Annotated in this window: 18 protein-coding genes and 2 tRNA genes; 8 read left to right on the top strand and 12 right to left on the bottom strand. The window is 68.0% G+C overall.

All coding sequences use genetic code 11. The annotated features are described in order from the left end of the window. Nucleotides 1–115 precede the first annotated feature (115 nt). Both DAI20_RS12415 and DAI20_RS12410 read right to left on the bottom strand, forming a co-directional pair. Nucleotides 116–1,078, bottom strand: coding sequence for a DMT family transporter (locus DAI20_RS12415; protein ID WP_108251246.1), 963 nt, complete (start codon nucleotides 1,076–1,078; stop codon nucleotides 116–118). A 320-nt stretch (nucleotides 1,079–1,398) separates the two neighbouring features. Then, the gene (locus DAI20_RS12410; RefSeq protein ID WP_108251244.1) at nucleotides 1,399–2,283 is read right to left on the bottom strand and encodes a helix-turn-helix transcriptional regulator; all 885 of its coding nucleotides are present in this window, start codon (nucleotides 2,281–2,283) and stop codon (nucleotides 1,399–1,401) included. Between the two features lie 101 nt (nucleotides 2,284–2,384). Here DAI20_RS12410 and DAI20_RS12405 point away from each other — a divergent pair, with 101 nt between their 5' ends. The 4 genes from DAI20_RS12405 (at nucleotide 2,385) to DAI20_RS12395 (ending at nucleotide 5,583) form a co-directional block, all read left to right on the top strand. Continuing rightward, nucleotides 2,385–3,425, top strand: a complete 1,041-nt coding sequence (locus tag DAI20_RS12405; protein WP_108251242.1) for an NAD(P)-dependent alcohol dehydrogenase — start codon at nucleotides 2,385–2,387, stop codon at nucleotides 3,423–3,425. 129 nt (nucleotides 3,426–3,554) lie between these two features. Next, complete coding sequence (locus DAI20_RS18810) at nucleotides 3,555–4,262, top strand: LLM class flavin-dependent oxidoreductase (RefSeq protein WP_205781436.1); 708 nt, start codon at nucleotides 3,555–3,557, stop codon at nucleotides 4,260–4,262. Nucleotides 4,263–4,298: 36 nt separating this feature from the next. After that, nucleotides 4,299–4,856: an LLM class oxidoreductase gene (locus tag DAI20_RS18805; RefSeq protein ID WP_205781435.1), complete on the top strand. Its 558-nt coding sequence runs from the start codon at nucleotides 4,299–4,301 to the stop codon at nucleotides 4,854–4,856. Between the two features lie 214 nt (nucleotides 4,857–5,070). After that, nucleotides 5,071–5,583 (top strand): SDR family oxidoreductase, encoded by a 513-nt coding sequence (locus DAI20_RS12395; RefSeq protein ID WP_240606078.1) that lies wholly within the window; start codon nucleotides 5,071–5,073, stop codon nucleotides 5,581–5,583. Nucleotides 5,584–5,627: 44 nt separating this feature from the next. Here DAI20_RS12395 and DAI20_RS12390 read toward each other — a convergent pair whose 3' ends face one another. Both DAI20_RS12390 and DAI20_RS12385 read right to left on the bottom strand, forming a co-directional pair. Beyond that, the gene (locus DAI20_RS12390; RefSeq protein ID WP_108251725.1) at nucleotides 5,628–6,644 is read right to left on the bottom strand and encodes a phosphotransferase family protein; all 1,017 of its coding nucleotides are present in this window, start codon (nucleotides 6,642–6,644) and stop codon (nucleotides 5,628–5,630) included. A gap of 785 nt (nucleotides 6,645–7,429) precedes the next feature. After that, nucleotides 7,430–8,302 carry a helix-turn-helix transcriptional regulator gene (locus DAI20_RS12385; RefSeq protein ID WP_108251240.1) on the bottom strand — a complete coding sequence of 291 codons (873 nt, stop codon included), beginning with the start codon at nucleotides 8,300–8,302 and terminating at the stop codon, nucleotides 7,430–7,432. Nucleotides 8,303–8,592: 290 nt separating this feature from the next. On the opposite strand from DAI20_RS12385, the gene DAI20_RS12380 reads away from it, so the two are divergent. Next, nucleotides 8,593–9,759 (top strand): MFS transporter, encoded by a 1,167-nt coding sequence (locus DAI20_RS12380; RefSeq protein WP_108251238.1) that lies wholly within the window; start codon nucleotides 8,593–8,595, stop codon nucleotides 9,757–9,759. Between the two features lie 411 nt (nucleotides 9,760–10,170). After that, on the top strand, nucleotides 10,171–10,932 hold the full coding sequence (locus DAI20_RS12375) for a glucose 1-dehydrogenase (protein ID WP_108251236.1): 762 nt from the start codon (nucleotides 10,171–10,173) through the stop codon (nucleotides 10,930–10,932). Nucleotides 10,933–11,565: 633 nt separating this feature from the next. Here the strand turns inward: DAI20_RS12375 and DAI20_RS12370 are convergent. From DAI20_RS12370 to DAI20_RS12360, 3 genes are all read right to left on the bottom strand, one after another. After that, nucleotides 11,566–11,639 (bottom strand) — tRNA-Ile (locus DAI20_RS12370). Between the two features lie 27 nt (nucleotides 11,640–11,666). Then, nucleotides 11,667–12,911, bottom strand: coding sequence for a glycosyltransferase (locus tag DAI20_RS12365; protein WP_240606058.1), 1,245 nt, complete (start codon nucleotides 12,909–12,911; stop codon nucleotides 11,667–11,669). Nucleotides 12,912–13,091: 180 nt separating this feature from the next. After that, nucleotides 13,092–14,006, bottom strand: coding sequence for a DMT family transporter (locus tag DAI20_RS12360; protein WP_108251234.1), 915 nt, complete (start codon nucleotides 14,004–14,006; stop codon nucleotides 13,092–13,094). 40 nt (nucleotides 14,007–14,046) lie between these two features. Here DAI20_RS12360 and def point away from each other — a divergent pair, with 40 nt between their 5' ends. Both def and DAI20_RS12350 read left to right on the top strand, forming a co-directional pair. After that, nucleotides 14,047–14,613: a peptide deformylase gene (def, locus tag DAI20_RS12355; RefSeq protein ID WP_108251232.1), complete on the top strand. Its 567-nt coding sequence runs from the start codon at nucleotides 14,047–14,049 to the stop codon at nucleotides 14,611–14,613. 267 nt (nucleotides 14,614–14,880) lie between these two features. Continuing rightward, nucleotides 14,881–16,266, top strand: a complete 1,386-nt coding sequence (locus DAI20_RS12350) for an HNH endonuclease signature motif containing protein (RefSeq protein WP_108251230.1) — start codon at nucleotides 14,881–14,883, stop codon at nucleotides 16,264–16,266. Nucleotides 16,267–16,593: 327 nt separating this feature from the next. Here DAI20_RS12350 and DAI20_RS12345 read toward each other — a convergent pair whose 3' ends face one another. The 5 genes from DAI20_RS12345 to DAI20_RS12325 form a co-directional block, all read right to left on the bottom strand. Continuing rightward, nucleotides 16,594–16,899 (bottom strand): branched-chain amino acid transporter AzlD, encoded by a 306-nt coding sequence (locus DAI20_RS12345; RefSeq protein WP_108251227.1) that lies wholly within the window; start codon nucleotides 16,897–16,899, stop codon nucleotides 16,594–16,596. Further along, the gene (locus DAI20_RS12340) at nucleotides 16,896–17,741 is read right to left on the bottom strand and encodes an AzlC family ABC transporter permease (protein ID WP_108251225.1); all 846 of its coding nucleotides are present in this window, start codon (nucleotides 17,739–17,741) and stop codon (nucleotides 16,896–16,898) included. The genes DAI20_RS12345 and DAI20_RS12340 overlap by 4 nt, the downstream gene beginning before the upstream one ends. A 309-nt stretch (nucleotides 17,742–18,050) precedes the next feature. After that, on the bottom strand, nucleotides 18,051–19,019 hold the full coding sequence (locus DAI20_RS12335) for a prohibitin family protein (RefSeq protein WP_108251223.1): 969 nt from the start codon (nucleotides 19,017–19,019) through the stop codon (nucleotides 18,051–18,053). A gap of 267 nt (nucleotides 19,020–19,286) precedes the next feature. Continuing rightward, nucleotides 19,287–19,359 (bottom strand) — tRNA-Asn (locus DAI20_RS12330). A 161-nt stretch (nucleotides 19,360–19,520) separates the two neighbouring features. Further along, complete coding sequence (locus DAI20_RS12325; RefSeq protein WP_159085025.1) at nucleotides 19,521–20,555, bottom strand: lactonase family protein; 1,035 nt, start codon at nucleotides 20,553–20,555, stop codon at nucleotides 19,521–19,523. Nucleotides 20,556–20,564 lie beyond the last annotated feature (9 nt).

Here is a 20,564-nt window from a genome sequence, read left to right as displayed (position 1 = left end):
GGCGATCGGTTGTCCTCACCGACATCAGATCATCGGGTACCTTCTCCGGCCGCTGCGCGACCCCCTTCCGCCGGATCTTCCGCGTCCGACCGGTTGCCGTGGCCGCCGTTGGCTCCTACGTATGCCGTCTCCTGCCGTCGAGGGAGGTGACGGCGACCGCCAGAAGGGTCAGCACGATCCCGATGATGCTGGAAGCCTGCACTCCGGCCGTGGGCACCACCATCTCGAGGACCAACGCTCCGACCAGCTGTCCGGCCACCATCCCCAAGCCGAGGAGCAGCACGCCCAAGGTGTGGACGAGGATGGCTCCGACCGCGACCCCGATCGGGCCGATGACGCCGCCGATGAAGAGCCACGGCTCGGAAGGAAACGGGGACCCCGTGAGGCTTTCGGGGGCGATGATGAGCAGAAGCGCGACTATCACGGCTAGGCCGACCAGGTGATTCAGCATGCCCGCGGTGATGACGCTGCGTGCGACCGAGTGCACCCGACCCGTTACACCCGACGCCGCTGCAAGCCCGAGGCCCGCCAGGAACGCCATGGCAATGAGGCTCACGTCGATGTTCGAGTCATCCCCCGCGATGGCGCCCCAGCTGACCGCAGCTATCGCGAGCACTGCGCCGAGGACGCGGAAACGAGTGGGAGAGCGGCGCTCCCCGCCGGCGAGGCCGATCCAGTCGAAGACGAGCCCGCCGACGACCTGACCAGCTACCACGGCCATGCCGAACATCGCCAGTCCGAGCACTCCCGCGGCGGCGCCCTGCGTGACGACGAAAAACATGCCCGCCAATCCGCCAGAGAGCGCCCACCACGGCAACGAACCGGACTTCACGGCCGTCGCCACCCTGCCGAAGCCGCTCCGAGCGTGTGGGGACCCCACGAGGACCACCAGGAGGATCAGGGTGCCGGTGACGACTGTTACCCAGGCCGCACTGTAGACGTCGGACCGCTCGGCGAGGTCCGCGCTCACCCGAGCCTGAACCGAGACCAGGCAGCCGAGACCGACGGCGGCCAGCAGTTGAAGTAAGCGGGACGCCGTGCCGTCCCCCGTGTTCGTCTCGACGTCTCCTAGCTGCACGCCAGCCTCCTCCGCTCGTCTCGCGGCGAAGCTACCGAAGAGACGCCGTAAGAGCGGGGGGCTTTACAAGGGGGGCGCCCGTGCCTTAGCGCGTCGAGGATCGTGCAGTCGATTCGATAGAAGGACCCATTGCGGATCTCTTTCTGTTGGCGCTCCAGCGCACGAAGTACTGAATGCGTTCGGCTCTGCAGTCACATCCCCGAGGCGTGACAGTCGTCAGCGATCCCTGCGGGCGTGTGTTCTCGGCATCGGCGACCGGCGTGCGGCGTGTTCACCAGCAGCCCGTATTGGTCGGCGGCAGCAGTCCTCGCAGGGGTTCGTCAGTCGCGTTGTCGCTCCGGCTGTGGAACCTGGAGCTTGTCCGGTGTCGACCATGCGGCGAGCAGACGCAGGGCGTCTGCGGACGGGCTGCCGGGCTCGGCGGCGTTGACGTACATCATCAAGCCGGGCTGTCCGGGCAGTGCGAGGGTCTCGTACGTCAGCTCGAGGTCACCGACGAGGTGGTGATGGACGTGCTTTACTCCCGCCTGGTGCTCGTGGACGTCCCGGGAAGCCCAGCGGACGCGAAAGTCGGCAGAGCGGGTTGCGAGCTCGCCGATGAGGGCGGTCAGGTCCCTGTCGTAGGGGTCCTTCGCGGCGGCCACGTGGAGCATCGCCGCGCTGTTGCTCGCGATCTCGTCCCAGTCGACGTAGAAGTCCCGCGACCGCGGGTCGAGGTGGATGTAGCGGGCGTGGTTTGGCGTCGACGTCGCCCCGGCGAGTAGCTCCGAGTAGAGGGCGCGCCCCATGGCGTTCATTGCCACGATGTCGGACCGGTCGTTCTGGACGATGGCCGGCAGCTCGGTCATCTGATCGAGGACCAGCTGCAGGGTCGGCCGGATCACCCGCGACGCCGGACGTCGTCCGGCAGGTTGCACCCCGTCACCGGTGGTGCCACGCGTCAGCTGAAACAGATGGCGGCGCTCCAGCTCGTCGAGTTGCAGGGTCCGGGCGATTGCGTCGAGGACGGAGTCGGACGCGCCGACCGCGTCGCCGCGCTCGAGCCTGGTGTACCAACTGATGCTCACCCCGGCGAGGACCGCGAGCTCCTCGCGACGCAACCCCGGGACCCGGCGGCCGCCGCCTGCAGGCAGACCGGCGTCCTCGGGGCGGATCCTCGCCCGGCGGGAGACGAGGAACTCCCGCAACTCGGTCCTGGTGTCCATGCCCTCGACTCTAAGCACGTCGAGCCGGCTTAAACAGTCACTGCCAGTGACACCATCAACCCGCACTGCCGCACGCGCGGGATCGGCTGTTGCCTGGGTACATGACCACCGCACGCGCCTACGCCGCCACATCCGCCACCGACCCGCTCACCCCCACCACCATCGAGCGCCGCCCCGTCGGCCCGCACGACGTCCTCATCGACATCGCCTACTCCGGCATCTGCCACTCCGACATCAGCACCGTCCGCGGTGACTGGGGCCCCGCCGCGTACCCGCTGGTCCCTGGCCACGAAATCGTCGGCACCGTCGCCGAGATCGGCTCCGCGGTCACCCTCCACAAGGTCGGCGACCGGGTCGGAGTCGGCTGCATGGTCAACTCCTGCCGCGAATGCGCCAACTGCCTCGCCGGCCAGCAGAACTACTGCCTCAACGGCGCCACCTACACCTACGGCAGCACCGACCGCGACGGCACCACCACGCAGGGCGGATACGCCACGCAGATCGTCGTCGTCGACGACTTCGTCGTCCGCGTCCCCGACAGCATCCCCTTCGACGCTGCCGCCCCGCTGCTGTGCGCCGGCGTCACCACCTACGCGCCCCTCGCTCACTGGAACGCGGGCCCGGGCAAGAAGGTCGCCATTGTCGGCATGGGGGGCCTTGGCCACATGGCCGTCAAGTTCGCCCACGCCATGGGCGCCGAGGTCGCCGTCCTGTCGCAGACCCTCAGCAAGAAGGACGACGGCCTCCGCCTCGGCGCCGACCACTACTACGCCACCAACGACGAGTCCACCTTCGCCGACCTCTCCAACACCTTCGACCTCATCATCAACACCATCAGCGCGCCCATCGACACGTGGTCGTACCTGTCGCTGCTCACCTTCGACGGCACCATGGTCAACCTCGGCGCCCCGGCAGAGCCGCTCCCGGTGTCGGTGTTCGCCCTCATGGGCAACCGCCGCTCGCTCGCGGCGTCCGCCATCGGCAGCATCGCCGAGACCCAGGAGATGCTGGACTTCTGCGGCGAGCACGGCATCGCAGCCGACATCGAGCTCATCGACGCCGCCGACGTGAACGCCGCCTACGAGCGCGTCCTCAAGTCCGACGTCCGCTACCGGTTCGTCATCGACGCCGCCACCATCTGACACCCGACGGGAGGGGTGCCCGTCCCGGCGCCCCTCCCGTTGCCCTTCTCCAACGCACCGCGAGACGACGACCCGAGGACGACCATGCCCGTCACTGACCCGCACAGATTGACCCAGGAAGCCCGGACGATGCTCCTCGGGATTCAGTTCGCTGGCAGCTTCGGAGCACACCCGGGCGCCTGGCGGATGCCCGCCGCGGACCCGGCCGGCTACAGCGACATCGACCAGATCGTCCGGCACGCGCAAGTTGCCGACCAGGGCGGCATCCAGTACATCTTCGTGCCCGACCGGCCCCTCCTCGACGCGGATCTCGCCGAGGGCCCGCCCCGGTTCCAGATGGAACCGACCCTGCTGCTGACCGCGATCGCCCGCGCCACCACCAGGATCGGCCTGATCCCCTCGGTATCGACATCGCTCGTCGAGCCCTACACGATCGCCCGGCAGCTGAAGGCGCTCGACGTCATCAGCCACGGACGGGCGGGCTGGAACGCAATCGGCACCAACGACCCGGCCGCGTTCGCGAACTACGGCGTCCCCATGCCGCCGCGAATGGAGAAGTACGAGCGGCTACACGAGACCATCCAGATCGTCCAAGCCCTCTGGGGCAGCTGGGGGCACGACGCCGGCAGCCCCGACAAGAACGGACGCTTCGCCGACCCGACCCATGTACGGCCCATCGACCTGGCCGGTCGACACGTCGCCGCGCGTGGTCCGCTCCCGATCCCCCCGTCCGAGCAGGGGCAACCTGTGATCGTCCAGGCCGGTGGCGGAGGGCTCGGGCTCCAGGCCGCCGCCCGCTACGCCGACGTCATCGTCGGAATGGCGATGACCATTTAGGACGGCACCGCGTACCGGAACGCGATCAGGCAGGCCGTGGTCGACGCCGGCCGGGATCCCGACGACGTCAAGCTCGTCATGTTCGTCACCTTCAGCCTTGGCACCACCGTCTGCGAGGCCCTCGACCGTCGACGCGCACTCGACGCGCGCGTGGACGAGGCACCCCGGATGGCCGAGCTCGCGGCACTCCTAGGAATGCCGCTGCACCCGGACCGGCTCGAGGACCCCGTCGATGCCAGCACCCTGGGAGTTGACTCCTCGACTCGGGACCCTCGTGCCCTCGAAGCGACCCGGTTGGCGCGCGACGGCTGGTCGCCGCGCGACCTACTCGCGCACGGCGTCCTCGATCACACCCCGGGCCTTGCGGGCACCGCAACCGACGCGGCTGACTTCCTCGAGCAGTACCTCGACGCCGGCGCCGCTGACGGGTTCATCCTCTCCCTCGATGACCACACCGACGGCATCGCCGCCTTCACCGAGACCGTCATCCCTCTGCTCCGAGCACGAGGTCGCCTTCGCGACAGCGACGCCACCCTGCGTGAACGGCTTGGCGTTCCACCGCAGTACGGGCTCCGAAGCACGTCACGACCCTGACCTCAGCACCACAGCACACCACTCCCCGTACCCCACGAAGAAGCACGCACCCCACGAAGAAGGACAACATGCCCACCATCGCCATCGTCGGAGCCGGCCCCGGCCTCGGACTCCCCATCGCCCGCGAGTTCGGCTCCCACGGCTTCGACGTCGCCCTCATCAGCCGCAACCCTGACAAGCTCGCCGCCTCGAGCGCGCCCTCCGAGCCGACGGCATCACCGCTGCGTCCTTCCCGGCCGACGTCACCGACCGTGACGGGCTCACCGATGCCCTCGCGGACGCGTCCGCGCACTTCGGCGGCATCAATGTCCTCGAGTACTCCCCCGCCGCCCGGAACGCTGTCGACATCCGCGAGGTGACTCGCGCCGACGTGGCCGCCCAGCTCGACCACCACCTCTACGGCGCCATGAGCGCCGCGGACGCGGTCCTGCCGGCGATGCTCGACGCCGGAGCCGGCACACTCCTCTTCACCACGGGCATCACCAGCGTCGACCCCTGGCCCGAGTACGGGAATGTCGGTATCGGTGCCGCCGCCCTCCGCAACTGGTCCGTGAACCTCGGCAAGGGCCTGGCAGGCACCGGGGTCACCGTCGCCCACGTCGCCATCGGCGTCTGGATCGGCGATAGCGCTCCAGACGGCTATGGGCACCTCCCCGCGACCGAGATCGCGAGCCGGTTCTACGCGCTGCATCAGGCCCAGACGTCGAACGACCTGATCATCAGCTGACCGGGACGCTTAGGGGCGCTCCCACCGGTCTCAAGAGGGGGTCCTCACCCGGACGCAGTATCAGGGGTGGCGCTGAGCAGCGTGAGTCCGTCGAGATGGTTGTGGCCTAACAGCAGGCGGGCGATGCGGTCGTGGGCCATGTTGCGCACCTCAATGTCAGGATGGTGCGCGTAGATCGCGAGCTCCACGTAGATGTCGTAGAAGTTCAGCCGAGTACGCAGATGCTCGCGGTCGAACAGCTCTGGGTACGCGCCGCGCAACCAGCCGGGAACCTCGACCAGTCCGGACGCGTCGAGCCCCCGTCCGCAGGGCGTGGGCGGGAATTCCCACGCCCTCGCGCACCAGCGCAGGATCGTGTCGAGCTCCGCATCAGCGGGCTGAGCCAACGCCTCCGCGAAATCGATGAGACCGGTGACCCGCCCGTGGTCCACCATGACGTTCGACCCGTGCAGATCACCGTGGACGAGGACAGGGTCGTCCGCGGTGAACAACGGCAAGCGCTCCCGAATCCACACTGCGACGTCACCGAGGAGGCGGGCATCATGCCCAGGCGATCGCCGGGCCGCTTCAACCTGCTCGAGCGTGGCGCTCACCACCGGTGGATGGTATGCCGGCCATGATCCACCAGCAAGCGCGTCGGCAAGCCAGGGCGGCGTCAGCTGGGCTGGCACCGGAACGCGGTGAAGCGCGCGCAGGGCAGCGCCGAGACTTTCGACGATGGTATGGCGTGTGTGCACGTCTGCGTGCGGCCACACATCGTGCAGCGTTCGGCCGGGCAGACGTTCCGAGACGTACCACGACCCGTCCGGACCGGCACCGTGGGCAATGTGACGGGCGTGGGGAACATCGCTGCCGGCCAGCAAGGCGACGACTTCAGCTTCGTGACCGTACGCGTCGCGCGCTTGTCCGTTACTCAACCGAACGACGTACTCGTCACCTACCCACGCCCGGCTCGCCCAACCGCCCTTTGGAAAGAATCGGCCGGTCGCTGGCAGACCAACGGCCGCTAGCGTTCTTCGCAATAGCGGTTCGTCAACGGACGGTGCAGATCGGTCGTCCACGTACGGAGCCTCGCACACATCAACCCAAGCCGGTCTCCGGCCGAACTACTCGGATGGAATCAGCACGCTGCGTTTCAACGGACGGGTCTCTTGCCGGACGCGACACTGGTGCGGACCGTTTCGCCGCACGTTGTCAGCTAGTCGCGGCCCCCAACAGCTATCCATCCCAACAGACCCGTCCGGCAACGAGTCCGGCGAAGGAGGGCTGATCAAGACATCCCTCAGCCCGATCAGCTTGTGGTCGCTGCTGCCGATTCCGCTCGCTGGATGGTTTCGAGTCGCCGGCACAAGCTCGCTCTCGACATGTCCAGGTCGCGAGCGACCTGGGCTCGCTCGCCGGCATCAATCAGCCGCGCCGCGTTCGTGACCTGACAGTCGGTGAAGACCTGGCGCCGGTCACCAAGGTCCTTGCCGGCGTCCCGCCGCTGTGAAAGCACCAGCCGCAGTCGCTAACACCGCCTCGGGACTGCACGTGACGGATGAGGGCACGGTCACACTTCTCGAGTGAACATGCGCTGTGGGCGGTGAGAACGGCCCTGTTGCGTCCCGGGTCGCCGGAGCGAGTCTGATCGACGCTCGATAGCGCGCTCCCCCAGTCGCCGATGGCGTGTCCGTTCCCGCCGCCAGCCCTACACAGGTTGATTCGCGCCGCCGCAAGTCGTCTGCAAGGGATGGGTGGGGCGGCCAAGGTGGTGTTCGGGTTGTGCTGCAGCTTCCCAACGACGCCGGCGTTTCATGAGTCGCTGGACAGCAGCGGCGAATGGCTGTAAAGACACCGCAGGGTGTTAAGACCAGAATCGCGTGGACTCTTCGCGCACGGTTATCTGCAGCACACGGACAGCGTCATACGCCGGTGTGGACGGAGCCGGGTTGTACACCATGAATGACAGCCCAGGGTCGGCGTCCACGCGCATGTGCTCGTACGGGAGCACGAGGTCGCCAACCAGGGGGTGCCTTATCCGCTTCGCTCCCGTGGAGTGCCGGTGAACGTCGTGCCGGTTCCACCGACGATCGAACTCGGCGCTGGTCCGGAGGTCTGCGATGAGTCGAGCGTTTTCGGCGTCATTCGGGTCGACTCCGAGCTGTGCCCGCAGGATGGCGACGCCGCTGTCGGCGACCTCGTCCCAGTCGATCCAGAAGTTCCGTGACGCCGCTTCTTCCAAGAACTGGAACCGTGCGGTATTCACGAGCTCCCATTCGAGTTCGTACATGGGTGAGTAGAGTGCGCGGCCCAACTCGTTCGAGGCGACGATGTCGAGGCGGCGATTGACGACGAACGCCGGCACATCAGAGAGCGCGTCTAGGAGTCGCTGTAGCTCAGGGCGTACGACGGTCACAGCACGGACCGGACTGACGTTGGTGTCGGTGCTGGCGAGGAACAGCCGGTGGAGGTGCTCTCGTTCGATGTCGTTCAGGCGGAGCACTCGAGCAACCGCATTGATGACGGAGGGGGACGCGCCTGTTGCGTCGCCGCGTTCCAGGCGCGTGTAGTACTCGACACTGATGCCCGCGAGAAGGGCGGCTTCCTCCCGTCGGAGCCCTCTGACTCGGCGGCGACCATTGAAGACTGGAATGCCCACGTCCCCCGGCGCGATGTGCTCGCGTCGCGTGACTAGGAAGTCCCGGATCAGAGTTCGTGTGTCGCTCTCGGTGGCCATGATTCCGAGACTAGAAGGGCAACTGAAGCGGATCCAGGGCCTGTGAGTGACCCTCTTACCCCGTGCTGTGCCGTGGGGAAGGGACTTGCGTGTCAGCACTGTGGAGTGGAAGTCCCGGCTCAACCCATTTTGTCGTCAGGCGCATCAGTCGAAGCCCGTCACTCTCAGTGCCTGGATATACGACGCGGGGTGTTCTGAAACTGGTCGAGGGGAAACGACCGACGGCAGTGCGTGGTCGTCCCTCGGAACAATCGATCGGAGCGCTTTTGACAACTCGACATTCGGCCACGATGACGCCCGGGCGAACCCTGCTGTTCGCGGTTGGCACAGGGCTGGCCGTGGGGAACCTGTACTGGGCGCAGCCGTTGATTGCACAGATCGCTGCGTCACTCGAGGTGTCGCCATCCAGCGCTTCCATGCTCGTCACCGTGACGCAGATCGGATACGCGATCGGGATCTTCCTGGTCGCTCCGCTCGGCGACGTGCTGAATCGCCGTCGACTGATTCCTACGATGTTGGCACTGTCCGTGGTGGCGCTCCTCGGAGCAGCTGCCGCGCCTGACTTCTCCGTGCTCCTAGCCGCGCTCGGCGGACTTGGGCTCACCACTGTGTCTGGCCCGTTGCTCGCGCCCCTGGCGAGCGAGTTAGCCGCTCCGGGACGACGCGGGCGCGTGGTCGGCTCCGTGGCCTCCGGTGGCCTGCTCGGGGTGCTGCTTGGTCGAACGATCAGTGGCGCAGTCGCCGAGGCTTTCGGCTGGCGTGCCATCTACCTGTTCGCGGCCGTCGCAGTCGTCGTCCTCGCCATCGTCTTGCATCGCCTCATTCCGGACCTGCCCCCTCGACATCCAGTCCCGTATGGGCGGCTACTGTGCAGCGTTTTCGTCGAGGTTCGACGCCATCCTGCTGCGACGCCGACGATCGTGATCAGCGCCGCGGGATTTGCGGTTTTCTCGTTGTTCTGGACCTCGCTGACCTTTCTGCTGACGGCCCCTCCATTCTCCTTCTCGGTTGCGCAGGTCGGGCTGACTGGTCTCGCTGGCCTCGCCGGAGCGCTCGGGGCACGACGTGTCGGCGCGGCCCACGACCGCGGATGGTCAGTGCATTCGACCGGTGTTGTGTTGGTACTCATCGCCGTTTCCCTGATAGCGGCACTACTGTTCCAGCGCTCGGTCATCGGGCTGATCGTGGTGATCGTCGTGCTCGACTTCGCCGCCCAAGCCAATCTGGTTCTCAGTCAGATGCGCCTGCTTGCTTTGCCCGGATCGGCCTCGAGCCGGCTGAACACGGCAGTAGTGGTAGCGAATTTCATCGGCGGGGCGGTTGGTTCCGCCGCCGCCGGCGCGATCTGGGCCGCAGCAGGGTGGCCCGGCGTAACGGTCACCGGTGTCGGTGTCATCCTGTTCGCGCTGATCGTGTGGATCTCATTCCGCCACACCCGGCTCGCTGACCAAACCTGACACGCAGTCTCGGCGCTCGGCTAATCGTGCCGTGAACCTCTGCAGCCGGCCTATTCGGCAGGCAGAGCTTGATCGTTCCGTGGGCGAGCGCGGCGATAGCACAACCAAACTGTCGATTCCGGTCCCGTGCATGCTGCGAGCGAGGCTTGCGATCAGCACCACTGACGACGCCGGTAGAGGGGTACTCCCAGTACACCCTCTCGTCAGGGTCTGTTCCGGTCCGAGAAATCACGGTGTGCTGGGTATTGCCAGCTGGGCTACCGACGGGCGGAGCCAGCTGGTGCACCACGACTGGCGAAGGAGATGTGCAATTCGCACCCGTCGTTCTTTTGTCCTCGGCTGGGTTCACTCCGGCCCGCTGGCTGCCTATCCGTTCACGCGCCATCCCCTACAAGTTAGAAAGAGTCACCGATGAATACATCGTTCGAGAATCAGGTCGCATTCGTCACCGGAGCTGCGTCGGGGCTTGGGCTCGCCACGGCGCGAGCCTTCGCGGAGGCCGGCGCCGCAGTCGCCCTCGCGGATTTCGACGCTCACTCCGTCGAGGCGGCAGCCGCAGAACTGACCGCATCCGGGCAGCAGGCGATCGCTATCCGCTGCGACGTCGCCGACGAGGCAAGCGTCGCCGCAGCAGTGGCCCGCACAGTCGAGGTCTTCGGAAGACTCGATGTCGCGTACAACAACGCGGGCGTGCAGGCTCCCGTCAGCGAAACCGCCGACGCCGATAGCGACGAGTTCGACCGCGTCATCGCAGTAAACCTTCGCGGCGTGTGGAACAGCATGAAGTACGAGTTGCGGCAGATGCGCGAGCAGGGGACGGGAGTAATCGTGAATTGCTCCTCAACGGGCGGCGTCGTCGGGACAGCCGGGCTCGGCGCTTACAACGCGTCCAAGCATGGCGTCATAGGTCTCACCCGCAGCGCGTCTCTCGAGTACGCCGGTCAGGGAATCCGAGTGAATGCGGTCTGCCCCGGAGTCATCGAGACTCCAATGGTTACCAAGGCGATCGAGGAGGTACCTGAGCACATGGCTCGCATCATCGACAGCATCCCCATGAAGCGCGCAGGACGACCCGAAGAGATTGCGTCCGCGGTCCTATGGCTGTGCTCGGCTGGCGCCGGCTTCACCACGGGCCAAGCTATGGTAGTGGACGGTGGATTCACCGTCCTCTGATAGAGTCCTTTCGCCAGTCGGTCAGGCGATTGCGCGGCCGGCAACGTTAGCGAAACGTCGGGCTGATCATCGCCTGGCGCGGCGTGTTGCTCGCCTCGACCACCATGGCGGGGCACGCAGTGAAGGCACATGCGGACACCCTTCCGTCGCTGGCGCCAGCACCCTGCCGGGTGGCGTACGGGCGCGCCGCTACCTTCGCCTGCCGGGTCCGGCTTTGGGGAGATCGGTGTCATCCGCCTGTTCGGCGGCCGGAGCATTTTGACCACCCACCTACGCCCTTCCTGGAAGCAGTGGCGGGGTTCACGACCAACGGCGTCAAGCTTTCGCTGCTCGTGTTCCGGGTCGCTAACTTCCTCGGCACATTGAAAGCACCGGCTCTCCTGGGTCGAAGCACAAGGACCAGGACGGGTCGGCGCTCGGCGCTCGGCGCTGTAGGCAATCGTGCGTCGGGTGGACGTCACACGCCTGTTCGGAAGGTTCGGGAGCGCAGCTGAAGTCGCGCAGCATCGCTCAGCAGCCCCTCAAAGAAATTCGAGATCAGGTCGGCTGCTGACGTCGGTGCGGAATGGTAAAGGCGCTGAAGTCCTTGTCCTTTCGATTAGACAAGTAAACCTGCTCGACGTGATCCTCCAGTAGGGCGGACGGGACTTGAACCCGTGACCGACGGATTATGAGTCCGCTGCTCTAACCAGCTGAGCTACCGCCCCGAGCGCCCGCGAGAGGCGCGGCCGCCGCTACTCCTTCGCCCGGGCGGAGGAGGCATCGGTGACCGGATCCGTCACCGGCTCACCACGATACAGGCTCTCGAACGTGCGGAGAGTGCGCTGGATGTCGTGCGCCGCGACGACGTTCAACGACTCGCGCTTGAACCTCAGCAGCTCGTCGTGGGGCATCTCGAGCACCCGGCGCAGCTTGTCCGCCAGATCCTGTTCGTCGCCCGGACGGAAGAGGAAACCGTTCTCGCCGTCGTGCACCAGGTGCGGGAGCGCCATCGCGTTGGCGGCCACGACGGGGAGCCCCGAGGCCATCGCCTCCATGGTCGCGATGCTCTGCAACTCCGCGATGCTCGGCATGGCGAAGAGCGTGGACCGCGTGTAGGCGCGGCGCAGCTCCTCCTCCGACACGTAGCCCGTGAAGGTCACGTTGTCGGCGATGCCGAGGTCTATCGCGAGCTGCTCCAGGTTGCGCTTCTGGTCGCCGCCGCCCACGATGTCGAGCTTGACGTCTAGCTCGGCCGGGAGCAGTTTGACGGCCTTGAGCAGCACGTCGATCTGCTTCTCCCCCGTGACCCGCCCGACGAAGGTGATGCGGTTCTCGGTGCGCGGGCTGAAGTCGGGCGTGTAGTTGTGCGCCTCGATGCCGCAGGAGATGGCGTGCACGCCGGACAGGCCGGTGTACTGCTCGAGGAACTGCGCGGCCTTGCGGGTCGGCGTGGTCACGGCCTCGGCGCGGCCGAAGGTGCGTCGTGCGGCTCGCCAGGCCATCTGGATGGCCTTCTGCTGCATGCCCTTCGGCAGCAGCGTGTGGTCGAGCATGTTCTCGGGCATGAAGTGATTCGTGCCGATGATGCGGATGCCGCGCTTCTGCGCCTCGATGCTGAGTCCGCGGCCCGTGATGATGTGGGACTGGAAGTGCACGACGTCCGGCTGCACCGCATCCAGGATGCGCGCGCTGTTCTGGTTGATGCGCCACGGCAGCGCGAATCGCAGCCAGTCGTGGGGGTACCAGCGCCAGCTCCGCAGCCGGTGCGCGGTCATCTCCTGGCCCTCGTGCACCTCGGTCCACGTCCCGTGCTTGCGGGACGGCGCGGGCGCCATGATGTGCACCTCGTGCCCACGCTCCACCATGCCGGCCGCCAGACGCTCGGCGAACTTGGCGGCGCCGTTCACGTCCGGTGGGAAGGTGTCGGCACCGATCAGGATGCGGAGCGGCTTCGAGGCCGCCGCATCGGTGGCAGTCGAGTCGCGGAGGTCAGGCACTGATGCTTCCTAGCTACGGGGGACGGTTACGCCGATCTAACCCGGAAGGGGTTCGATCGCCTTGCTCTCCACGGTAGCGCACCCCCTCGCGGAGCCTCGGTGACTCTCCGCAGGGCGTCATTCGGGGGCAGACGCGGCCGGAACGGGGCCGTCGGCGTGCGCGGTGAGGAGACCGGTCGCCTACTTGATCTGCGGGTGGAACTTGGCGAGCTGGAAGACGCCGAAGATGGCGACAGCCGCGGAGACGACGAACGCGATGACCGCGTAGAGGGGCGCCTCGGACGCCTCGCCGAGAACGATGACCCCGATGCCCACGGCGACGAGCGGATCAACGACGGTGAGTCCCGCGATCACGAGGTCCGGCGGGCCGGATGCGTAGGCGTTCTGCACGAAGTAGGCGCCGAGGGCCGCTGCGGCGAGCAGCGCCAGAACGCACACCAGGGTGAGCAGTTCGAAGTCGCCGGTCCGGATCCGCACGATCACGACCTTGGCGAGCGTGGCCACGAACCCGTAGAGCACGCCGGCGCCGAGGATGTAGGCGATCGCCTTGAAGCGCCTCCGCAGGTAGGCGTAACCGGCGCCGAAGAGCAGGAGGACGACGGCCAAGATCACGAGGATGATCACCAGTTGCCGGTTGCTGATCGGCGTCTCTTTCGCGAACAGCGCGGCGAAGAGCACGAACAGGCCGACCCCGCCGACGCACAACGAGATCGCTCGGATGCTGAGCCGGTCGATGGGTGTCTTCGTCATCCGGGCGTTCACGACGGCGGTGATCACGAGGGCGACGGCACCGAGCGGCTGCACGACGATGAGCGGCGCGATCCCGAGACTGATCAACTGCAGCACGATGGCGAGGCCGAGCATCAGCGTGCCGGCGACCCAGGAGGGGCGCGAGAGCAGCGCGAGCAGGTGGGCGCTCGTGAGCCCACCAGATGCTTCGATCCCGGTGCGCTGCTCCACCTTGCTGACCCCGCGCGACTGGAACTGCGCGCCGAGCGCAAGGAATACAGCGCCGACCAGGGCGATCGGGATACCGAGCGCCTGGAAGGGGGTGAGCGAGATCTGATCGGTGATGTCGTTCAGGTCGGGCGGCACGCCACGACTTTACCGGCTGGCCCGCCGATATCCTGGGCGAATGGCCGTGCTCCCGATCCGGATTTCCGGAGACCCCGTTCTGCATTCCCCCGCCTCCCCCGTCACCGATTTCGGCGCCGACCTGCACAGGCTTGTAGAGGACATGTACGAGACGATGGACTTGGCTCCCGGGGTCGGACTCGCCGGGCCGCAGGTCGGCGTGCCGCTGCGGCTGTTCGTGTACTCGTACGAGACCGACGAGGGCGAGCCTCTGCGCGGCGTCGCCATCAACCCGGAGCTCTGGATCAGTCCGCCACCGGTCGGCGAGGCGGACGAGGATACCGAGTCGGAGGGCTGCCTCTCCTTCCCGGGCGAGCGGTTCCCGCTGCGGCGCTCGGAGCGTGCGCTGCTGCGGGCAGTCGACCTCGACAACCGGCCGTTCGAGATCGAGGCCGAGGGCTGGTTCGCGCGCATCTTCCAGCACGAGTACGACCACCTCGACGGCATCCTGTACACCGACCGCCTCGAGTACGGCTACACGAAGGCCGTCGCGAAGATCACCCGGCGGAGCGGCTGGGGTGTCCCGGGCGTCAGCTGGACCCCGGGCATCGACCACCTGGAGGACTAGTCCGCGGGATCGGGTGCGGCGGGGTGCGGGCCCACGATTCGGTCCCGTCACGATTCCTGAGCTTGTCGAAGGGACGCGCGGTGCGCCTGCACGATGTGCCGGTCGCGGGTCCTGAGCTGCTGATGGGGCGCGCAGTGTTCCTAGAATCGCGTCCCGTCACCGTCCCTGAGCCCGTCGAAGGGACGCGCTGCACACGGCTCCGGAGGTATCCACACCCTCCACATTGAGCAGAAAAGTGATGTCGGTGGTTCCTGGTTCACTGTCGGCATGGAAACAGCGACGTTCCCACCCAACCCGAATCCGCCCGACACCCCGCCACCGGCGGGCGCAGCCGTGATGGACACCTTTCACGCGTTGATCGACGCCGTCACGTCAGCCGAGCGGCTCGCCCGTTTCGCCCATGCCCTTCGCGCCGAGGCGATCGACCGCGCTCGCCAGTGGACCGAGGCCACCGACCTCTCCGTCCCCGCGACGGGCGGCCCGCGCTGGTCGCCCGAGGTCGCAGGCCGGCGTGTCCTCGTGACCGAGCTCGCCTGTGCGCTCCGCATCTCGGAGCGGGCGGCGGAGAACCTGGTTGCGGAGAGCGAGGCGCTGGTGCACGACCTTCCCGCCACCTGCGACGCGCTCCGGGATGGCAGGATCGGCTATCGGCACGCGCAGGTCCTCATCGACCACACGAACACCCTTCCGCCGGCCGCGGTGGCGGTGGTCGAGGAGGCGGTGCTGCCCAGAGCGGAGATGCTGCCGGTCACCAAGCTCGACAGGGCCGCACGGGAGCTGCGGGAGCGGTTGCACCCGGAGTCGATCAAGGAGCGGCACGCCACGTCGGTCGCGGATCGTCACGTCGAGACCTGTCCTGCGAAGGACGGCATGGCGTGGCTGAACGCCTACCTGCCGGCGCCCGAGGTCACGGGCATCGCGAACCGGCTGCGAGACATCGCCGAGCAGCTCAAGGGCGAGCCTGGCGAGGAGAGGACGCGGACGCAGCTGATGGCCGACGCCTTCACCGACCTGCTTCTCGACGGCACCACCACCGCAGCGCCTGTCGGTGGCGGTGATCCTGTGGAGGAGAAGTCGTCGCGCCACATCGACTCACCGATCGGCGTCGGCATCCGGCCCCGCGTGCTCGTTACAGTGCCGGTGCTCACGCTCCTCGGGAAGAGTGAGGAGCCGGGCACGCTCGAGGGTTACGGACCGATCGACGCGGACACCGCCCGCAGGATTGCAGCGAGGGCGCCGAGCTTCACCCGCATCCTGACCCAGCCCGAGACGGGAGCCGTTCTCTCAGTGGGCCGCGACCGGTACGCGGTGCCGAAGGACCTGCGCACCTGGCTGCGCGTTCGCGATGAGACGTGCCGCTTTCCCGGCTGCAACCGCAGCGCCGCCCGGGCGGACGTCGATCATGTGACGGACTGGCAGTACGGCGGAGGAACGGACTACGGCAACCTGGTGCACCTGTGTCGATCACACCATCGGGTGAAGCACCACACCGGTTGGTCCTCCACCTCAGCGGGCGGTGGGCGAGTGCGCTGGCTGGCGCCGAGCGGACACGAGTACGAGACGCACCCGGCGGTGCACATCCGGCCGTCGAAAGCGAAGCGGCTGCAGGTGCAGGGACCCGTGACGCCCACTCCGGACGACCCGCCGTTCTAGCGCCGGCGTGCTCCAGCTCGGAGGGAACGTCGAGTCGCTTCGACGAGCTCAGCGACCGTGAGGCGGGCTTCGGCGCGCCACCATACGGTCCCTGAGCTTGTCGAAGGGGCGGAAAGAATTCAGTGAATGACTGGACGTCACGTCGCTTCGACAGGCTCAGTGACCGTGTTGTCAGTTGCTTCGCGCGGCACCATACGGTCCCTGAGCTCGTCGAAGGGACGGGACGCACGCGGATCGGTCAGTACCGTTGCGTCGCTTCGACAGGCTCAGCGACCGTGTGCGGTGTCCGACGCCCCGCGCTGAGCGCGCCAGCGCCTAGGAGACCTGCTAGACGAAAGCTCGGATGGCTGCCGCCACCGCGGCGGCCGCGATCACCACGACGATGAACGGGACCCGGAGGGCGAACAGGAGGGCCGCAACGAGGAGTGCGGGGACCCGCGCATCGAGGACGATGGTCGCGGCCTGCCCGAGCGTCTGCACCGCGATGAGAGCGGAGAGCAGGGCGACCGTGAGCAGGTTCGCGATCCGCGCGGGCGCCGGCTTCTCGAGCACGGCGGGCGGAACGGCGTAGCCGATCAGCTTGATTGCCGCGCAGGCGATCGAGGCCAGCAGGACGATGTGCCAGGCCGTCACCGGTCCTCCTCCCCTGCGTGGCCGGCGCCTGTGGCGATCGATCGGTCCGTGTCGGACTCGGCGGAGCCCGACGAGTCTGGGGCCTCCGCCGCGGTACCGGCTGCAGTGTCGCGATTCCCCGCGCGAGCGTCAGCGCTGGCGGCAGCACGCAGGGTCTCCGCGGGGCGGGAGAACCAGTTGAAGGCGCCCACGAGCACCGCGACGAGCGCGGCGGCCAGGACCGGAAGGCCCGAGGGCACGACCGGGGTGAGAACGGTCGCGACAACGGCGGCACCGACCGCGACGGCGATCGGCTGCACCTCACGGAGCCGCGGCCACAGCAGCCCGAGGAACGCGGCCGCCGCAGCCGCGTCGAGGCCGTACTGCCGCACGTCGCCCAGCTGGTCGCCGATGAGCGCCCCCACGGCGGTCATCGCGTTCCAACCGACGAACACGGCGAGTCCGGTGACCCAGAAGCCCAACCGCTGCGCCCGCGGCTCCGTTTGTGCCGTCGCCACGGCTGTCGACTCGTCGATCGTGATCCACGCCGCTGCGATCCGGCGCAGCAGCCCGCTGCCGATGATCGGGGACATGCGGATGGAGTACAGCGCGTTCCGGGATCCGAGCAGCACGGCGCTCGCGATCGCGGCGGGCCCGGCGGCGAGGCCGCCCGACGCCAGCACGCCGACCAGGGCGAACTGCGAGCCGCCGGTGAACATCACCGAGCTCAGGACGACGGTCTGCCAGAAGTCGAGCCCGGCGGCGACAGAGAGCGCGCCGAACGAGATGCCGTAGGCGCCGGTCGCCACGCCGACGGCGATGCCGGCCCGCACGGCCGCCCGCTCGGCTTCGCTGCGTGCCACTCACACCACCTCGGCTGTCGGAGTTCCTCGTCGCCGCCCGCGTCGGCGGCCCACCGGACCACGCACTCGGTGATCCGCGGGACACGCCGAGACGCAACGCCAGACCCGCTGCCCGCTGGCCGACGGCGACCCGATCGACTCTAGTTGCCCTGCGCGGACGCCGTGAGCACCGGCCGGCAGCTGTCCGAATCTGGTCGGAATCCGGCGAGAACGAGGGGTGCACCCGCGGAAGCGCCGTCCCGATCGCGCTGCCGCTGCCCCGCTATCTGATGGCGCTGCCGCTGCCCCGCCTGATGGCCTAGCCGCCTGCTACCGCTCGACGTTGAGCAGGACGCCGGAGTTGGAGCCGTCCGTGACCACGAGGTTGCCCGCCGCGGCGAGCTCCTTCAGCGTGTCGAGGTAGCGCTGCTGCAGGATCTGCGGCGAGAGGGACGCGTTGAGCAGCGCGTTCGCGTCTGCCTCCGCCTGGGCGTTCACGACCTTCTGCTGCGCCTTGACCTCCTGCGCCTGCAGGTTCGCCTGCTCCTTCGTGACGTTGATCTGCGCCTCCTGGGCGGCGGCGTAGCTGGCCACGACGGACTCCGGCGGGCGGATCTCCTGCAGGGAGATGCTGTCGACCACGACGCCGTCGTCCTCCCAGCGGGCCTCGAGCGCCTCGAGCACGGCGGTCTCGACCTCGCCGCGCTTGGTCAGCAGGTCGATGGTAGAGAAGCTGTTCGGCACGAGCCGCACGACGGAGCGGACGTCCTGCTCGATGAAGGACTTCTTGAAGTTGTCCTCGTTGAGGAACTCGCGGTAGATGTCCGTGACCGCGTTGGGGCGGATGGAGTAGCGGAGGGCGATGTCGACGTTGCTCGAGACGCCGTCCCTGTCCTGCACCGTGATCTGCGGGCCGTTCGTCGCTCCGCCGGAGTTGTCGGAACCCTCGCCGTTCTTGCCAGCGAACACGACCTGCTGGTTGCGAATGTTGAACGTGACCGTCTCCACCCAGGGCGCCTTCGTTTGCAGGCCGGTGCTGTTGTTCTGTCCCACGATGTTGCCCGTGATGTCCTTCAGCACCTTCGCCTCGCCCGCGTCCTGCGTGTACAGGGACGAGCCGGCGAGGAAGATGACCGCGATGACGGCGAAGGCGGCGCCGGTGAACGCGGCGATGCGGTTCGGCTTGCGCGACGGCTCAGGTGTCTTGGACAGTCCGCCCGCCGTGGTGGTGAACTTCCCGAAGCGGGCGACGAGGAACGCCACCACCGCGAGAATCACGAAGATGAGCCCGCCGACCATTGCTACTCCCTCTGATGCTTGCCTACGTGGCTATTTCCCCACGTGCGGGGGCGCCCCTCGCACTATAGGGGCCGGAAGGAGCAGACCTCGGCCGCCCGGCGGCAGCGCGCGGCGTCGACGAAGAACTGGGGCGCGGGGGGCGAGCTGAACAGCACCACGGGGGCGCGGACCGCGCTGAACCAGAGGCCGGCGCACTGTGCAGCCCGGGCAACACCGAGGGCGTCCGGACAGCAAAAAGCCCCCAGCCGTGGAGGACTGGGGGCTTCGCTCCCCGAGTTGGACTCGAACCAACAACCTGCCGGTTAACAGCCGGCTGCTCTGCCAATTGAGCTATCGAGGATCGCTGAAACAGCTTCGCTAGTTTACCCAATTCCCCGCGCTCACCAAATCGGCGGTCCCGCTCGGCGTGCCGCCGCGGAAGGGACGGGGCGGATGCCGGCGAGCGAGCGGGGCACCGGCCGGGCGCCGAGCACGCACCGATCGGGGCACCATCCCCGCGGGTCAGGCCCGCAGCAGGTAGGTGGGCGAGGGAACGGGCTCGGCGAGCCCGAGCTGGGTCGGCACGCCCGTGGCGGGGTCGAGCCGGAACGTCGTGACGGTGCTCGAGAGCTGATTGGCAACGTGCAGCAGCTCCCCGTCGATCACGTGGTGCCGCGGCCAGTTGCCGCCGCAGGACGCGTCGTCGACGTGCACGAGCTCCGCCCCGGTGCCGAGCACCGCGAGCGTGCTGAGCCGGTTGCTGCCCCGCAGCCCGACGTGCACGAAGCGCCCGTCGTCGGTCACCGTGATCTCCGCCGCCGTGTCGTCGTCGACCGGATCGGTGGTGACGGGCGTCGAGAACAGGACCCGCACGTCGGTGCCTCTCGACTCGATCACGAACACCTCGCGGCTGTGCTCCGAGAGGAGGTAGACGAGGCCGGACGGGTGACGGCGCAGATGACGCGGGCCGGTGCCGCCCGGGAAGGCGAGCGAGTTCACCCGACTGAGGTGCCCGGTCCCGGGGTCGGTGGTGTGCACGTGCAGGCGGTCCGCACCCAGGTCCGTCGTGAGCACGATGCCGTCGTCGAGCACCAGCGACGCGTGCGCGTGCGGACCGTCCTGGGACGGGTGCGGGCCGCTTCCCTCTCCCGGAAGCGCCTGCTCGAGCGGCTGGGGCACGCCGTGCGCGTCGAGCGGGTGCACTCGCACGGAGCCGTCGCCATAGCAGGCGACGATGGCGGCGGACGCGTCCGGCCGCACGCTGATGTGGCACGGCCCGGCGCCGGAGGTCTGCTGCACGCCGAGCGGCGTGAGCGAGCCGCCGCCCCCGGCGAGGTAGGCCTCCAGCCGGCCGCTCGCCTCCCCGACCGCGTAGACGATGCGCTCGTCCCTCGGATCACGGGCCAGGAAGGAGGGCGAGTCGGTGCGAGCGGCCACGCCGATGTACTCGAGCGTGCCGTCCTCACGCCTGCGCAGTGCGCCGATCCCGTCGGCCTCGCCGCCCATGTCCTCGGTATAGGAACCGCACCAGAAGTCGGCGCCCCGGGTGTCCGTCACGATCGCTCC

The sequence above is a fragment of the Planctomonas deserti genome (assembly GCF_003067705.1).
Taxonomy (GTDB): domain Bacteria; phylum Actinomycetota; class Actinomycetes; order Actinomycetales; family Microbacteriaceae; genus Planctomonas; species Planctomonas deserti.
Note: the sequence above shows the minus strand (reverse complement) of the source record. Positions and strands in the feature narration are given on the sequence as shown.

Coding starts and splice junctions, on each gene's coding strand:
- DAI20_RS12410 (WP_108251244.1), bottom strand. CDS start 2,283: ATGGACACCAGGACCGAGTTGCGGGAGTTCCTCGTCTCCCGCCGGGCG.
- DAI20_RS12405 (WP_108251242.1), top strand. CDS start 2,385: ATGACCACCGCACGCGCCTACGCCGCCACATCCGCCACCGACCCGCTC.
- DAI20_RS18810 (WP_205781436.1), top strand. CDS start 3,555: ATGCTCCTCGGGATTCAGTTCGCTGGCAGCTTCGGAGCACACCCGGGC.
- DAI20_RS12385 (WP_108251240.1), bottom strand. CDS start 8,302: ATGGCCACCGAGAGCGACACACGAACTCTGATCCGGGACTTCCTAGTC.
- DAI20_RS12380 (WP_108251238.1), top strand. CDS start 8,593: ATGACGCCCGGGCGAACCCTGCTGTTCGCGGTTGGCACAGGGCTGGCC.
- DAI20_RS12375 (WP_108251236.1), top strand. CDS start 10,171: ATGAATACATCGTTCGAGAATCAGGTCGCATTCGTCACCGGAGCTGCG.
- def (WP_108251232.1), top strand. CDS start 14,047: ATGGCCGTGCTCCCGATCCGGATTTCCGGAGACCCCGTTCTGCATTCC.
- DAI20_RS12350 (WP_108251230.1), top strand. CDS start 14,881: ATGGAAACAGCGACGTTCCCACCCAACCCGAATCCGCCCGACACCCCG.
- DAI20_RS12335 (WP_108251223.1), bottom strand. CDS start 19,019: ATGGTCGGCGGGCTCATCTTCGTGATTCTCGCGGTGGTGGCGTTCCTC.